Origin of the sequence: Microvirga antarctica, from assembly GCF_017921815.1 — a bacterium.
GTDB classification, from domain to species: Bacteria; Pseudomonadota; Alphaproteobacteria; order Rhizobiales; family Beijerinckiaceae; genus Microvirga; species Microvirga antarctica.
The window spans coordinates 677,852-692,396 of sequence record NZ_JAGEMM010000002.1 but is presented as its reverse complement, the minus strand read 5'-3'; the positions used below and the strand labels follow the sequence as shown (position 1 = coordinate 692,396).

At 63.9% G+C, this 14,545-nt stretch carries 13 protein-coding genes; 2 read left to right on the top strand and 11 right to left on the bottom strand.

What is annotated here, in order from left to right; genetic code table 11:
- Positions 1–5: 5 nt before the first annotated feature.
- Both tsf and J4G32_RS10545 read right to left on the bottom strand, forming a co-directional pair.
- Positions 6–935 (bottom strand): translation elongation factor Ts, encoded by a 930-nt coding sequence (gene tsf, locus J4G32_RS10550; RefSeq protein WP_210490471.1) that lies wholly within the window; start codon positions 933–935, stop codon positions 6–8.
- Positions 936–1,096: 161 nt separating this feature from the next.
- Positions 1,097–2,110 (bottom strand): 30S ribosomal protein S2, encoded by a 1,014-nt coding sequence (locus J4G32_RS10545; RefSeq protein ID WP_210490463.1) that lies wholly within the window; start codon positions 2,108–2,110, stop codon positions 1,097–1,099.
- 401 nt (positions 2,111–2,511) lie between these two features.
- On the opposite strand from J4G32_RS10545, the gene J4G32_RS10540 reads away from it, so the two are divergent.
- Complete coding sequence (locus J4G32_RS10540; protein ID WP_210490451.1) at positions 2,512–2,979, top strand: DUF1810 domain-containing protein; 468 nt, start codon at positions 2,512–2,514, stop codon at positions 2,977–2,979.
- Positions 2,980–2,986: 7 nt separating this feature from the next.
- Here the strand turns inward: J4G32_RS10540 and J4G32_RS10535 are convergent, their stop codons facing one another.
- The gene (locus J4G32_RS10535) at positions 2,987–4,162 is read right to left on the bottom strand and encodes a zinc-dependent alcohol dehydrogenase (protein ID WP_210490440.1); all 1,176 of its coding nucleotides are present in this window, start codon (positions 4,160–4,162) and stop codon (positions 2,987–2,989) included.
- A gap of 97 nt (positions 4,163–4,259) precedes the next feature.
- A complete protein-coding gene (locus tag J4G32_RS10530; protein ID WP_210490431.1) occupies positions 4,260–5,882 on the bottom strand; it encodes an ABC-F family ATP-binding cassette domain-containing protein in 1,623 nt (540 codons plus the stop codon).
- Between the two features lie 241 nt (positions 5,883–6,123).
- Here J4G32_RS10530 and J4G32_RS10525 point away from each other — a divergent pair, with 241 nt between their 5' ends.
- Positions 6,124–6,483, top strand: coding sequence for a hypothetical protein (locus J4G32_RS10525; protein ID WP_210490426.1), 360 nt, complete (start codon positions 6,124–6,126; stop codon positions 6,481–6,483).
- Between the two features lie 5 nt (positions 6,484–6,488).
- Here J4G32_RS10525 and J4G32_RS10520 read toward each other — a convergent pair whose 3' ends face one another.
- The 7 genes from J4G32_RS10520 to J4G32_RS10490 all read right to left on the bottom strand — a co-directional run bounded on the left by J4G32_RS10520 (position 6,489) and on the right by J4G32_RS10490 (position 14,521).
- Positions 6,489–7,217 carry an SDR family oxidoreductase gene (locus J4G32_RS10520; protein WP_210490417.1) on the bottom strand — a complete coding sequence of 243 codons (729 nt, stop codon included), beginning with the start codon at positions 7,215–7,217 and terminating at the stop codon, positions 6,489–6,491.
- A 23-nt stretch (positions 7,218–7,240) separates the two neighbouring features.
- Positions 7,241–8,305, bottom strand: coding sequence for an ABC transporter ATP-binding protein (locus tag J4G32_RS10515; RefSeq protein WP_210490405.1), 1,065 nt, complete (start codon positions 8,303–8,305; stop codon positions 7,241–7,243).
- Between the two features lies 1 nt (position 8,306).
- A complete protein-coding gene (locus J4G32_RS10510) occupies positions 8,307–9,923 on the bottom strand; it encodes an FGGY-family carbohydrate kinase (RefSeq protein WP_210490389.1) in 1,617 nt (538 codons plus the stop codon).
- Positions 9,924–9,953: 30 nt separating this feature from the next.
- On the bottom strand, positions 9,954–11,396 hold the full coding sequence (locus J4G32_RS10505; RefSeq protein ID WP_210490376.1) for an FAD-dependent oxidoreductase: 1,443 nt from the start codon (positions 11,394–11,396) through the stop codon (positions 9,954–9,956).
- Positions 11,397–11,498: 102 nt separating this feature from the next.
- Entirely contained in the window at positions 11,499–12,794 is a 1,296-nt protein-coding gene (locus J4G32_RS10500; RefSeq protein ID WP_210490369.1) for an ABC transporter substrate-binding protein, read from the bottom strand.
- 28 nt (positions 12,795–12,822) lie between these two features.
- Complete coding sequence (locus J4G32_RS10495) at positions 12,823–13,656, bottom strand: carbohydrate ABC transporter permease (protein WP_210490349.1); 834 nt, start codon at positions 13,654–13,656, stop codon at positions 12,823–12,825.
- A complete protein-coding gene (locus J4G32_RS10490; RefSeq protein WP_343232632.1) occupies positions 13,646–14,521 on the bottom strand; it encodes a carbohydrate ABC transporter permease in 876 nt (291 codons plus the stop codon). The genes J4G32_RS10495 and J4G32_RS10490 overlap by 11 nt, the downstream gene beginning before the upstream one ends.
- Between the last annotated feature and the right edge of the window lie 24 nt (positions 14,522–14,545).

Sequence of the window (14,545 nt, the reverse complement as noted above, 5' to 3'; positions counted from 1 at the left end):
CGATGTCAGGCCTTCACGCCCGCCGCCGCAGCCACTTCGGCCGCGAAATCGGGAGCCTCTTCCTTCTCGATGCCCTCACCGAGGGCATAACGGACGAAGGCCTTCAGGGTCACGGGCTTGCCGGCCTTCGACTCTGCTTCCTTCAGCACCTGCGCGACCGTCTTCGACGGATCGTGCACGAAGGATTGCTCGAGGAGGGTGACCTCCTTGTAGTAGCTCTTCAGGCCGCTCTCGATGATCTTCTGCATGACGTTTTCCGGCTTGCCGGCATTCTTGTCACGCAGGATCGCGCTCTCGCGCTCGAGGGTCGCCGCATCGACGCCAGAGGCATCGACCGCCACCGGGCTGGTTGCCGCCACATGCATCGCGATCTGCCGTCCAAGGGTCGACAGCGCGGTGACGTCGCCTTCGGATTCCAGCGCCACGAGGACGCCGATCTTGCCGAGGCCGTCGCTGACGGCGTTATGAATGTAGGTGGCGATCACGCCCTTCGACACTTCGAGCTTGGCGACCCGCCGCAGCGTCATGTTCTCGCCGATCGTGGCGATCAGCTCCTGCAGGCGGTCCTTGATCGTGACCTGCGAGCCGGGGAAATGCGCCGTCTCGAGGGATTCGACGGTGCCGTTGCCCATGAGCGCAATCTTGGCGGCTTCGCGGGCGAACGCCTGGAACTGGTCGTTGCGGGCCACGAAATCGGTCTCGGAGTTCACTTCGAGGATGGTTGCCGTGTGACCCGACGATTCGACCGCGACGAGGCCTTCTGCGGCCACGCGGCCAGCCTTCTTGGCGGCCTTCGAGAGACCCTTCTTGCGCAGCCAGTCGACCGCAGCCTCGATGTCGCCGCCCGTCTCGTTGAGGGCGTTCTTGCAATCCATCATGCCGGCGCTGGTCGTTTCGCGCAGCTCCTTCACCATCGCAGCGGTAATGTTCGCCATGGCTCGTCCTTTCACAGGTTCACAGATAGTAGGGAGCCCGGCGCTCAGGGAACGCCGGGCTTGATCCATTGACTCAAGGTCGCGCCGCGGTCAGGTCGTTCCAAGACGGCCTTGGCCGTCCTGAACGCCCCAAGACTGGGCGACGATCGCTCGGGCTGGCGTTATGCCGCCTCGATCATCGAACGGGCCTGACCAAGCCAGCCGTCGCGCTCGATGCGGCCGTTCAGCTTGGCGTCCTTGTCGAGCAGTTCCACATCGGCGGGCTGCATCGCGGCAAACTGCCAGTAGTGGAAGATCCCGGCTTCGTTCAGCTTCTTCTCGAGCTGCGGGCCGACACCGGTCAGCTTCGTCAGATCGTCCGGAGCGCCGCGGGGAGCCGCCAGGCGCTCGAACTGCTCGCCCTGCTCCGGAGCAACGGCGTCGTTGGCGGGCACTTCTTCGGCCATCGGGTTTTCCGAAGCGCCGATATCGATGCCCATGGCGCCGGCGCCGCGGGAGATGCCGTCAAGCGCCGCGCGGGCGATGAGGTCGCAATACAGGGTGATGGCGCGGCCCGCGTCGTCGTTGGCCGGAACCGGGAAGGTGATGCCGTCGGGATCGCAGTTCGTGTCGACGATCGCCGCCACCGGAATGCCAAGGCGCTTGGCTTCCTGAATGGCAAGTTGCTCCTTGTTGGTGTCGATGACGAAGATCAGGTCGGGCGTGCCGCCCATATCCTTGATGCCGCCGAGTGCGCGCTCGAGCTTTTCCTTCTCGCGCGAGAGCATCAGGCGCTCTTTCTTGGTCAGGCCGGTGCCGCCGCCGCCGAGGATCTCGTCGACCTTGCGCAGGCGCGAGATGGAGCCCGAAATCGTCTTCCAGTTGGTCAGCATGCCGCCGAGCCAGCGGGAGTTCACATAATACTGGGCCGAACGCTTGGCCGCATCAGCAACCGAATCCGCTGCCTGGCGCTTGGTGCCGACGAAGAGCACGCGACCGCCCTTGGCGACCGTGTCGCTCACGGCCTGCAGGGCGCGGTGCAGCATCGGGACCGTCTGGGCGAGGTCGATGATGTGGATGTTGTTACGGGTGCCGAAGATATACTGGCCCATCTTGGGGTTCCAGCGGTGCGACTGGTGACCAAAGTGAGCGCCGGCTTCGAGCAGCGAACGCATGGAAAATTCAGGTAGTGCCATAATCAATCTCCGGTTAGGCCTCCGCGGAGCAGTGGACCGGATAACCGGCCACCGGTGGCAGCCCGATTAAATCATCGAGCAAGCTCCGCGTGTGGGATGAGCGCGCCTATAGGGGAGAATCGGCACGAAGGCAAGCCGGATGAGACCGGGCGTGGCTGGCGTCTCCATCCCCGCCCTTGGGCTCCGCCGCGCCGCATGCAACTCCCGCCCCACCCGGCGTGGTGGCCGGGCAACACCGCGACGGAGAGCGCTGAAGAGGTCCCGATCCCAAATGACCAAAGCAAGAGTTTCGACCTGGAAGGTTACTTAACGTCATTTGGGTCCTTGCTATACGCTCAAGGCCGCATTGTCGGTCCGTTTCTGAGGCAGGAAAGGCGGCTCGCGAAGATTGAGGGCGGCCCATGACCCCACCGGACCTGTTTGACCTGCAACGTTTCGTTACCGCCCAGTCCGAGACCTTCGACAGGGCTCTGGCCGAGTTGGAGGCAGGACGAAAGACAACCCATTGGATCTGGTTCGTCTTCCCGCAGTTGCGTGATCTCGGACGCTCGTCGATGGCGCTGTTCTACGGCATCGGGTCGCTGGCAGAGGCCCGCGCCTATCTGACCCACCCGGTCCTCGCGCCTCGGTTGATGCGCGTCACGCAGGCCGTGATCGACGCCCCGGCGCCGACCCTTCACGCCCTCTTCGGATCCCCGGATGACATGAAGTTTCGCTCCTCCATGACCCTTTTCGCCATGGCCGCGGACGATGAACCCATTTTCCAGCTGGCCTTGGATCGATGGTGCGCGGGTGAAACCGATCCGCGCACCCTTGCGATCATCGCAAGCGAGAGGGAGGGCCAGACGCCGGCCCCGCCCGCTCCTTAATACAGCCTCAGCCGCCGGGACGGAGCACCACCTTGATGACGCCATCCTCCTTGTCCCGGAACTTCTTGTACATCTCCGGCGCGTCCTCGAGGCTTGCAGGGTGCGTGACGACAAAGCTCGGGTCGATCTCGCCGGCTTCGATTTTGGCGAGAAGCGGCTTCGTGTAGGCCTGCACGTGGGTTTGGCCCATCTTGAAGGTGAGGCCCTTGTTCATGGCGGCGCCGAGCGGGATCTTGTCGCCCATGCCTACATAGACGCCCGGAATCGAGATCGTGCCGGCCTTGCGGCAGCTCATGATGGCCTCCCGCAGCACGTGGACCCGGTCGGTCGCCATGTGGGCTGCGGCCTTGACCTTGTCGAGGATCGCATCCGCCGCACCATGGCCGGAGGCTTCGCAGCCGACCGCATCGATGCAGCTGTCCGGACCGCGGTTATTGGTGCGGGACATCAGCTCGTCATAGACATCGGTCTTCGAGAAATCGATCGTCTCGGCCCCGCCGGCTTCGGCCATTGCAAGGCGCTCGGGAACCTCGTCGATGGCGATGACGCGGCCGGCGCCCATCATCAGCGCGGACCGGATCGCGAACTGGCCTACCGGTCCACAGCCCCAGATGGCGACCGTATCGCCGTCCTTGATCTGCGCATTCTCGGCCGCCATGTAGCCGGTGGGAAAGATGTCGGAGAGGAACAGGGCCTGCTCGTCCGTCACGTTGTCTGGGACCTTGATCGGGCCGACATCCGCCATCGGCACGCGCAGATATTCCGCCTGCCCGCCACTATAACCGCCGAGCATGTGGCTGAAGCCGAACAGACCGGCGGGCGAATGGCCCATGGCCTTGATGGCCATGTCGGCATTGGGGTTGGTGGTGTCGCAGCAGGAGAACAATCCCTGTTTGCAGAACCAGCACTCCCCGCAGCTGATGGTGAACGGCACCACCACCCGGTCACCTTTTTTGAGGTTCTTGACCTCGGGGCCGACCTCGACCACCTCGCCCATGTTCTCATGGCCCAGAATGTCTCCGGATTCCATGGTCGGCTGATAGCCATCCAGCAGGTGCAGATCAGATCCGCAGATCGCGCAGCAGGAAATCTTGATGATGGCATCCCGCGGGTGCTGAATTTTCGGGTCCGGAACCGTGTCCACCCGAACGTCGCCTTTACCGTGCCAACATAGTGCGCGCATCACATCTCTCCTTGAAGGTTGCCAGCCAACAAACAGAGAGGGTGTGCGGTTCCTGCTTTATCCCGGCGATCACAACGCCCAACGCGACGCAACCCCGTTACATCCGAAGGCCCGGCGCCTCCTGGCCCGTGCGCGCCACATATTCGGTGTAGCCGCCCCCATATTGATGAACGCCATCGGGAGTGAGTTCAAGGACACGGTTGGACAGGGCCGATAGAAAATGCCGATCGTGCGACACGAACAGCATGGTGCCCTCATAGCGCGCGAGCGCCTCGATCAGCATCTCCTTGGTGGCCATGTCGAGATGGTTCGTCGGCTCGTCGAGGACCAGAAAGTTTGGCGGATCGAACAGCATCTTGGCCATGACCAGGCGGGCCTTCTCGCCGCCTGACAAAACGCGACATTTCTTCTCCGCATCGTCGCCGGAAAAGCCAAAGCACCCTGCCAGCGATCTCAGCGACCCCTGCCCCGCCTGGGGAAACGAATCCTCCAGCCATTGAAACACAGTGCTGTCGCCCTCCAGCACCTCCATGGCGTGCTGGGCGAAATAGCCCATCTTCACGCTGCCGCCCAAGGCAGCGGTGCCCTGGTCGGGGGACGTGGTGCCCGCGACCAGCTTCAGCAGCGTCGACTTGCCCGCCCCGTTGACGCCCATGACGCACCAGCGCTCCTTGCGACGCACCGTGAAGTCGAGCCCTTCATAGATGCTCCGGCTCCCGTACCGCTTGTGGACGTTCTTCAGGCTGACGACATCGTCTCCGGAACGCGGCGCGGGCTGGAACTCGAACGCCACGCTCTGCCGCCGCCGGGGCGGCTCCACCCGGTCGATCTTGTCGAGCTTCTTCACCCGGCTCTGCACCTGCGCGGCGTGGGAGGCGCGCGCCTTGAAGCGTTCGATGAACTTGATCTCCTTGGCGAGCATTGCCTGCTGGCGCTCGAACTGCGCCTGCTGCTGCTTCTCGTTGAGCGCGCGCTGCTGCTCGTAGAACTCGTAATCGCCCGAATAGGTGGTAAGCGTTCCGCCGTCGATCTCCAGGACCTTGTTGACGATCCGGTTCATGAAGGCCCGGTCGTGCGAGGTCATCAGCAGCGCGCCGTCGTACCCTTTCAGGAACCCTTCCAGCCAGATGATGCTTTCCAGGTCGAGGTGGTTGCTCGGCTCGTCAAGAAGCATCACGTCGGGCCGCATCAGCAGAATGCGGGCCAGCGCGACGCGCATCTTCCACCCGCCCGACAGGCCGCCCACATCGCCGTCCATCATCTCCTGGCTGAAACCGAGGCCGGCCAGAACCTCCCGGGCGCGGGCCTCGAGGGAGTAGCCGTCCAGTTCCTCGTAGCGCGCCTGGACCTCTCCATAACGCTCCAGGACCTCATCAAGATCGCCCAACCGTTCCGGGTCGACCATCGCGGTTTCGAGCTCCCGCAATTCGGCCGCCACCGCGCTGACCGGCCCAACTCCGTCCATCACCTCCGCGGCCGCGCTGCGGCCGGCCATTTCGCCGACATCCTGGCTGAAATAACCGATCGTCACGCCGCGATCGACGGAGACCTGACCCTCGTCCGGCTGTTCTTCCTTCGTGATAATGCGAAACAGCGTCGTCTTGCCCGCGCCGTTGGGGCCGACCAGGCCCACCTTTTCGTCCTTCTGCAACGAAGCGGAGGCCTCGATGAAGAGGATGCGGTGGCTGTTTTGCTTGCTGACGTTCTCGACGCGAATCATGGACCTGGGACCTGGACAAAATGCGGCGGCCTTATGCCATGGGTTGCGCCCAGCGACGAGGCCGCAGAAGGCGACATATCGCCGGTCAAATCATCATTGTTGGCGTTCCGGTGGATGAACGCTCGCGCACATCGTGCTACGGTCGACGCTATCCACCGCCTGAACCGGGTCGCCAGCCGACCGGTCAGCGCCCTCACCCGGCAAGCCTGCCCCCGGCCTCGCGCCGCCCTCAGGAGTTCCCATGAACCGTCTCGTCGCGACCCTCGTGCTGTCCACCGGCATCTGGAGCGCCCTGGAAAGACCCGCTTTCGCAGCCTTCGACTGTCCCCTTGTGAGCGACATGGATTCCAAGGCAACCCAGGCGAAAATCGCCCAAATCCTTCCAGGCGACGACGACCTCACGAACCCGGACAAGCTGAAGGCTGCCATCGTCAACCTCAAGGCGGGCGGCATCGGCACCGACCTCGCGGTCAACAACCTGATCGCCGCCTATTGCCCGAAGGTCGCGGCGAACGCCAAGCTCTCCGACACCGAGAAGACCGACCGGGTGCAGTCCTTCGCCGCGATGATCACGCAGCTCGTCTACACGATGGATCCGTAGCGCATTTACAGATCGTTGCTCTGGGGTAGGATTACCAAATCCCGGATGGTGACATTGCGTGGCCGCGTGAGCATGAAGAGCACGGCCTCGGCCACCTCCACCGGCTCCATCAGGCCGCCGGCCGCAAGTTCGGCCTCCAGCTTGTCCTTCGGCCAGTCCTTGATTAGCGCGGTCACGACCGGGCCCGGCAACACCGCGCCGACCCGCAGCCCGTGTTTTGCCACCTGACGGCGCAATGTGTGCACGAAAGCCTGCACCGCATGTTTAGAGGCGGTGTAGATCGGCTCGTGCACCACCGGCACGACGCCGGCAATCGAACTGGTGACGATGACATCGCCGGTTCTGCGCTCGACCATATGGGGCAGCACCGCGTGGACGGTGCGGAAGACCGCGTTGATGTTGAGGTTGAGCATGCGATCCCAGGCATCGGGGTCGCCGTCGACCACTTGCCCGCCCACATAGGAGCCGGCATTGGCATGGAAAATGTCAAGCTGTCCGGTCTGCCGGAGAATCGCGGGCAGCATGGCGGACACGCTCGCCTTATCCGTCACGTCGACCACCAGCGGAATGGCCTCCTTGCCGAGATCCGCGCAAATGGTCGAAAGCGCGTCCCTGTCGCGGTCGACCAGCACCACCCGGACGCCGGCGTTCAACAGGGCCTTGGCGCATTCGAGACCGATGCCTGAGGCAGCGCCGGTGATCGCCGCAACCTTGCCGCCCATATCAAGACTCATCGTCAACTCTCCTGGTGAATTGTTCAGGCGGCAAACAGGTGCGCGGCGTCGGGCTCGAAGACAAATTCGACAGCACTTCCCGTCTCGAACACCTCGTCCTGCGGAATAACCGCAAGCGCTCTCTCGCCGGAGGCCGTCTCAAGGCTGACGATCGTCTCGGCGCCAAGCCGCTCGGCGAGCGAAACCGTGCCGCGGATAACGCCGAGGCCGGGCTGCTGCTGCCCACGGCGAAGCAGTTGCGGCCGCACTCCGAGCACCGCCCGGTCGCCGACCGAGAAGCCCTCGGCTTCGATGGCGACGGAAGCCACCGTCGGCGATTCCACCGTGACTGCGCCATTCGACACACCCGTCACCCGCACGTCCAGAAAGTTCATTTTGGGCGATCCGATGAACCCGGCAACGAAGCGGTTGGCCGGCTTCTTGTAGAGATCGATGGGCCTGCCGATCTGCTGCACCTTGCCGGCATCAAGCACGACGATCTTGTCGGCCAGCGTCATCGCCTCCACCTGGTCATGCGTGACGTAGATCATGGTGGCGCCGAGCTCCTTGTGCAGCCGGGCGATCTCCATGCGCATATCCATCCGCAGGGCAGCATCGAGGTTTGACAGGGGCTCGTCGAACAGGAACACGGCAGGCTTGCGGATGATCGCGCGGCCGATGGCGACCCGCTGACGCTGTCCGCCTGACAGGTTGGCGGGCTTGCGATCGAGCAGTTCCTCGAGCTTGAGGATGCGCGCGGCCTCTCGCACCCGCGTCTCGATCTCGGCCTTGGGCGTCTTGCTCAGCGTGAGCCCGAAGCTCATGTTGTCGTAGACGGTCAGGTGCGGATAGAGCGCGTAGGACTGGAACACCATGGCGATGCCCCGGTCGCGCGGCTCCATGTCGTTGCAGCGCTGATCGCCGATGAAAAGGTCGCCGGCGGTAATGTCTTCCAGCCCGGCGATCATGCGGAGCAAGGTGGATTTTCCACAACCGGAGGGACCGACGAACACCACGAACTCGCCGTCGGCGATGTCGATATCGACGCCCTTGATGATCTGGGCAGCACCGAAGGCTTTGCGTAGTTTCTGCAGGCGCAGGCCGGCCATCTCAAGTCTCCGTCGTCTGAATGCGGCTGTCGCGCGCGGCCCGCTGGAGCGCCTCGAAAGCCGAAAAACGCTGCGTGTGTTGAGCGATGAGGGATTCGTCCCGCGTTGGCTGGAACAGGTCGGCGGCGCCGGTCATCGCGTCCATGGCAGCGGCAAGATCCAAGAAGGATCCGCTCGCCGTCGCGCCGAGCATCGCGCTGCCGAGAAGCACCGGCTCGGCCTGCCGCGACACGGCGACCGGCACCCGGGTGCAATCCGCAAGAAGCTGGCGCACGAGCGGGTGCCGGCCAGCACCGCCGCTCAGCGCGATGGTGTCGATGACCGCGCCTTTGGCACGGCTCGCCGCGATGATCTGACGGAGTCCATAGCCGAGGCCGAGGATTCCCGCGACGTAATGGGCCACGAGATTGTCGCGATCGCGCTCCATCCCGAGCCCAGCAATGATCGCGCGCGCGTCGGGGTCCGCATGGGGCGAGCGATTGCCGAGGAAGTCCGGCACGATCACGAGACCGCCCGCCCAACCAATGGCATCAGACAAAGAGGCGGCCTTGTTGACCGCAAGCTCTGCCAGGAAATCCGGCACGGACTGGCCGCGTGATTCAGCGAGTGCGCGCGCCTCACCGGCAGAGGGGTGGAGATGCACGATCTGATCGATCGCAGCGCCAGCGCTCGATTGTCCACCTTCATTCAGCCAGAGGCCCGGCACCATCGCGCTGAAATACGGACCCCAGACGCCCGGGATGAAGATTGGCTCAACACTGCTCGCCATCGTGCAGGCCGAGGTGCCAAGCACATAGGCCATCGTGGTGGTGGCCGATCCACCGACTGTGCCGATGCCGCCCGCATGGGCATCGATGAGGCCGGCACCGACCGGTGTCCCAGGCTTCAGGCCGAGATCCTGTGCGGCTTGCGCCGTGAGACCCGCGCCAAGCGCATTCCCGGCCGGCACGATGTCGGTGCCGATGCGCGCGAAGGCGTCATCGGCCAGATCGCCGAGACCGATCTGGCGGAAGAAGCTCTCATCCCAGCGGCTTTCATGGGCCATGTAGGTCCATTTACACGTGACGGTGCATGCGGACCGAGCGAGGCTTCCTGTGGCCCGCCAGGTGAGGAAGTCGACGAGATCGAAAAACTGCCAGGCCGACCCGTAGGTCGAAGGAAGGTTCTCCTTCAGCCAGAGCAATTTGGGCGTTTCCATCTCCGGCGAGATGACTCCTCCCACATAGTCGAGCACGCGATGGCCAAGGCGGTTGATCCGTTGTGCGTTCTCGGTCGCCCGATGATCCATCCAGACGATGATGTTGCGTTCATCATCGCCGTGGGGCCCGACCGCCAGCGGCGCGCCCTCGGGTCCGACGACCACCAGCGAGCAGGTGGCATCAAAACCGATGCCCGCGATGGCGTCAGCTTCGAGGTCAGCCTCCGCCAGCGCCTCGCGCACACTGGCTGCGACGGCCTGCCAGATGTCGTCGCTGGACTGCTCCGCGATGTCAGGACCGTCCTGCCAGAGCCTGATGTCGCGCTTGGCCGTGGCGACGAGCGTGCCGTCGCGCCGGAAAATTCCGGCGCGCGCGCTGCCCGTTCCGACGTCTACGCCGATGTAATGATCCGTCGCCATGCGGCTCTACCGTTCCTTGCTCGATGGTGCTCAGGCGGCCGGCGCCAGGCCTTCTGGCATTGTCCGGCTGCCGTCGGGATTGCGCAGATAGACGCCCCGCTGCAGCTGCTGACGCCGCAAATCCCCGACGTCGATATCGGCAGGCGTCCGGTTGCCGCGCACGGAGATCTTGGCTGCCCGACCGGCGGCCTCGCCCATCGCCATGCAGGTGGCCATGACACGGATTGCGCCCATCGCCTCGTGGGTGGCGGAGATCGAGCGGCCGGCGACGAGCAGGTTGGACACTTTTTGCGGCACGAGCGAGCGATACGGGATGTCGTAGCAATCGCCACACCAGATCAGCGTGCAGCCCTCGTCGCCGGGACGATGGATGTCGATGGGATAGGACGCGACAGCGATGGAATCGTCGAAGTGGCGGCAGGACAGAACGTCGTCCTGGGTCATCATGTACTGCCCCACGATGCGGCGCGTTTCACGGATGCCGAGGAACGGCGCCGTCTTGGTGAAATAGGCGTTCTCAAAACCCGCCACGTAGTGGATGAGGTAGGTGACGATATCGTCGATCTGGGCGCGGCCTTCGATCTCGCCCTCGGTGAGGCTGCGGGCGTCGGTGCCGTCGGTACCGGTCACGCGCGTCATGTTGATCCACACCTCGCCCTTCTTCAGGCCGGTGATGATGATGGTCCGTTCGTTGGGGATGCTGAGGCCGCGCTCGGCCTTGGCCTTGGCCATGAGTTCGCGCAGGCCCACGACGATGAACTGGTTGTTCTGGCCGAAATACTCGGCGGGAATGAAGTCCGTCAGATAGGTGCGCGCCTCCTTGGGCGCGTTGGCGATGGTCATGCGCAGCTTTTCGGTGTCGACTCCGCCGAGGCAGAACATGAGCGTCGGCGGCTGCATGCCCCCGTGCTCGTCACCTTTCTCGCACGGCACGCCGGCGCGGTAGGCCACGTCCGCGTCACCCGTGCAGTCGATCACCACCTTGGCGAGGACCGCGGAACGCCCGCTCTTGCTCTCGGTGATGATGCCGCGGATGCTGTCGCCATCCATGATCGCGCCGGCAAAAAACGTGTAGAACAGCACATCGACGCCCGCCTCGGTCAGCATCTCGAGCGCCACCGTCTTGACGGCCTCTGGCTCGACAAGCGTGATGCCCATATGCAGCGGGCACGGCCGGTGTTCGCTCGCACCATCGCGCTCGGTCCGCAGGCGTTTGATGAACTTCTCGGGCAGGCCGTCAATGATCTGGTTGCCCTTCTGGCCGAGGAAGCCCAGCACCGGCAATCCGATCGTCATGTTGCCGCCGACAAAGCTGCGGCTCTCGATCAGGCCGACGCGCAATCCGTCCTCGGAAGCGGCAAGCGCGGCGGTGAGGCCGGACGGCCCGCCCCCGACGACGAGCACGTCATACTCGGCCGAGACGGGAATGGAACGGGCGGGTTCCTGAATGGACTTGACGGTGGTGCTGGGCATTGTTCTCAACCTCGACGGAAATGGCTTTGCGATCTGCTGGCAGGTTTCATGGGGTTGCAGGCCCGTGCAATCGGCAGCACGGGCCTGAAGGATTTTCGCCGACTAGGCAGGCATCAACGGCTTCACGCGCTGGATGATCGCCGCAACCGCCTCCTTGACGGGCTTGCGGCCGAGGACAGCGAGCTGAACCTCTTCGAGCATGGTGGCCTGCGCGCGTGCGGCTTCCGGGAAGGGCGGGAAGGTCGCGCGCGCCGTCGCAAGCGCCTTCGCCTCGACCGCAGCGACCGGGCTCTTCTGAATGAGCGCCGGATCGGCATAGGTCGACACACGCACCGGGCCGTTGCCGTTCAGCGCCATGCCCAGCGTGACGCGCTTGCTCGACACTTCCTTGATGAACGACCAGGCAAGCGCCTTGTCCTTGGTGTTCTTCGGAATCACCATCGCCCAGGCTTCCGTCACCGAGGCCATGGGCGTCTTGCCGACGAGCGCTGCCGAGACCGGGAACTCGATCGCCTTGATCTTGCCGGGATACTTGCTCTGATCGGGATTGTTCAACTGGGCGAAGCGCGCGAACGGCAGCACGGTGAAGGCGGCCCTGCCCTGCTGCATCCAGGTCACCTGATCGTCGTTCTTGGTGGTCGCGTAGCTGCGCGGCAAGGCGCCGGCCGCAAACATCGCCCGAAGCGTCTCCAATGCCTTTTCCATCGCCACCGGGTCCGGCACAAGTGCGAAATCCTTGGTGATGAAATCGCCCCCGAAGGCGCGCGCGAACATCACCGGAAAGACCGCCAGATCGCTCGCCAGGATCATGCCCGTCACCGGCGTGCCGGCCTTGGACGTAAAGGTGAGCTTCTTGGCCTGTTCGACGAGTTCCTCAAGGGTGGTCGGGGGCGCCGAGATGCCGGCCTCCTCAAGCAGCGCCTCGTTGTAGAACAAACCCTGCGTGGCATGGCGAACCGGGATGCCGATGAGCTTCCGGTTGATGGTCATGCCCTGCACCAGCCCAGGAGCGATATCGGCAAAATCCTCGATCGGATCGCTTTTCAGCTTCTCGTCCAGCGGCTCGAACAACGACGCGATCTCGGCCGTTGGGCGATTGTCGACCATGAAACCGACGCCGTAATCGGTCTCGGAGAGACTTGCCTCGCGGAAAAGACGGTCCTGGAGCGGATTGGAATCGAAGGTCGTGAACGTCACGGCCGCATCGTTGGCGGTCTTCCAGTTCTTCAAGAGGTCGGTCTCGCCGGTGCCGAGCACGGTCTCGTGCACCTTGTGGCTGAGGACGTTCAGCGTTTTCGCGGCGGCCCAGGACGGGCGCGACGCGAGAACGGCGGCGGCACCCATGGTGGTGCCGAGGAAGCGGCGGCGGGTCAATGCGAGTGTAGACGTGTTTTTCATGCTTGTTTACCTCCCTGCAGACGGTTGATCATCCCTTGGTGGCGCCGGCCGTCAGTCCAGCGACGAGATAGCGATTCATGAGCACGACGAAGAGAAGAACAGGGGCCAGTTGCACCGTTGACGCGGCGAACAGAATGCCCCAGTCGACCCCGTCGATGGAGCCGATCATCTCCGAGATCACCAGAGGCGTCGTCTTGGCCTTGGTGGCAGTGAAGATGAAGGCAAAGAGGAACTCGTTCCACGAGAACACAACGACGAACACGGCGACCGCCAGAATGCCCGGCGCCGCCAGCGGCACGATGACCCGCAACAGGATGGTGAGCGGTTTCGCGCCGTCGATCTGTGCCGCCTCGTCCAGTTCGCGCGGAATCTGGTCGATGAAGGTGCGCATCAGGATTGCACCCAGCGACACGAAGAACGTCGCGTAGAGCACGATCAGCACGATGTGCGTATCGTTCAGCCCCATGGCGTTGATGATGGGGAAAAGTGGCAGCGTGACTACGATGGGCGGAATCAGCCGGACGACGATGAGAAACACGACGCTGGCATTGAGAAATCGCCCGGCATTGCGCGAATAGACGTAGCCCGCGCAGGTGCTGGCGCTCACCGCAAGCGCTGTCGCGCCCGCCGTGACGATGGTGCTGTTGAGCAATCCGTCGAAGAACGATCCCCAGCGGTTCCAAAGCGAGGCGTAGTTCTCGAAGGTCGGGGTGAACAGATAGGCGGGCGGGACCGCGAAGATCTCCTGCCCGGGCTTCAGCGACGACATGACGATGAAGGCGATCGGAAACAGCGACCAGAACAGCAGCGCTGCGACAGCCAGCGTCTTCCCCAAACCGATGGAAAGTCTCTTAGTGCGCATTGCCGGTCACCTGTTTGCGCAGCAGGAAGACGTAACCGCTGGCCAGCACAAGCGAGGCCGCCACCATGATCCACGCTGTCGCGGCAGCGGACCCGAAGGCGTTGTAGCTGAACGCCTCCTGGTAGAGGTAGACCGCCACGACCTCGGTGGACCGGGCGGGGCCGCCGCCGGTCAACAGCCAGACTTCGGAGAAGATGCGGAACGCGAAGATGTAGCGGAACAGCAGCGCCACCATGACGGCCGGACCCAGCAGCGGGAAGGTCACCCGACGAAACGCCTGGAAGGGTGTCGCGCCGTCGATGCGGGCGGCCTCGTAGAGATCGCTCGGGATGGCCAGTCGCGCCGCGTAGAGGATGATGAACGTGAAGGGCAGGTGCAGCCAGATGGTAAGCAACGCGATCAGCACCATGGCGTGGGTCGGCTCGAACGACCAGTCGAGGATGGGAAGGCCGAGCGCCTTCAGGGCGAGCGTGATCGGGCCGGCATCGGGGTCGAAGAGGAAACGCCACATGACGACCGCGATCACCTCGCTCACCGCATAGGGCGCGAGCACCGCGACGAGCAGGAAACGCCGGAACCAGAGGCCACTGGCGAAAAGCAGCGCGACAAGGAGCCCGACCGCAAGCTCGATATGGACGGCGCAGACAACGATAACGATAGTGTTCCAGAGCGCCCTGCGGAAGGCAGGATCGGACAGCACGCGAATATAGTTCTCGAGCCCGACAAAAGACGGGTCCTGCCCGAATGTGGACTTCGTCACGCTGAGCCAGACAACGAAGGCTGACGGAATGACAATGACACTCAGAATCAGCATGTGAACTGGAGCGATCAGCGGCAATGACTGGGCAAGGCTCTTTGTGCGCACGATGTCCTCCTCGACCTTATCCTG

Coding starts and splice junctions, on each gene's coding strand:
- J4G32_RS10495 (WP_210490349.1), bottom strand. CDS start 13,656: ATGCGCACTAAGAGACTTTCCATCGGTTTGGGGAAGACGCTGGCTGTC.
- J4G32_RS10545 (WP_210490463.1), bottom strand. CDS start 2,110: ATGGCACTACCTGAATTTTCCATGCGTTCGCTGCTCGAAGCCGGCGCT.
- J4G32_RS10540 (WP_210490451.1), top strand. CDS start 2,512: ATGACCCCACCGGACCTGTTTGACCTGCAACGTTTCGTTACCGCCCAG.
- J4G32_RS10520 (WP_210490417.1), bottom strand. CDS start 7,217: ATGAGTCTTGATATGGGCGGCAAGGTTGCGGCGATCACCGGCGCTGCC.
- J4G32_RS10535 (WP_210490440.1), bottom strand. CDS start 4,162: ATGCGCGCACTATGTTGGCACGGTAAAGGCGACGTTCGGGTGGACACG.
- J4G32_RS10525 (WP_210490426.1), top strand. CDS start 6,124: ATGAACCGTCTCGTCGCGACCCTCGTGCTGTCCACCGGCATCTGGAGC.
- tsf (WP_210490471.1), bottom strand. CDS start 935: ATGGCGAACATTACCGCTGCGATGGTGAAGGAGCTGCGCGAAACGACC.
- J4G32_RS10530 (WP_210490431.1), bottom strand. CDS start 5,882: ATGATTCGCGTCGAGAACGTCAGCAAGCAAAACAGCCACCGCATCCTC.
- J4G32_RS10510 (WP_210490389.1), bottom strand. CDS start 9,923: ATGGCGACGGATCATTACATCGGCGTAGACGTCGGAACGGGCAGCGCG.
- J4G32_RS10505 (WP_210490376.1), bottom strand. CDS start 11,396: ATGCCCAGCACCACCGTCAAGTCCATTCAGGAACCCGCCCGTTCCATT.
- J4G32_RS10515 (WP_210490405.1), bottom strand. CDS start 8,305: ATGGCCGGCCTGCGCCTGCAGAAACTACGCAAAGCCTTCGGTGCTGCC.
- J4G32_RS10500 (WP_210490369.1), bottom strand. CDS start 12,794: ATGAAAAACACGTCTACACTCGCATTGACCCGCCGCCGCTTCCTCGGC.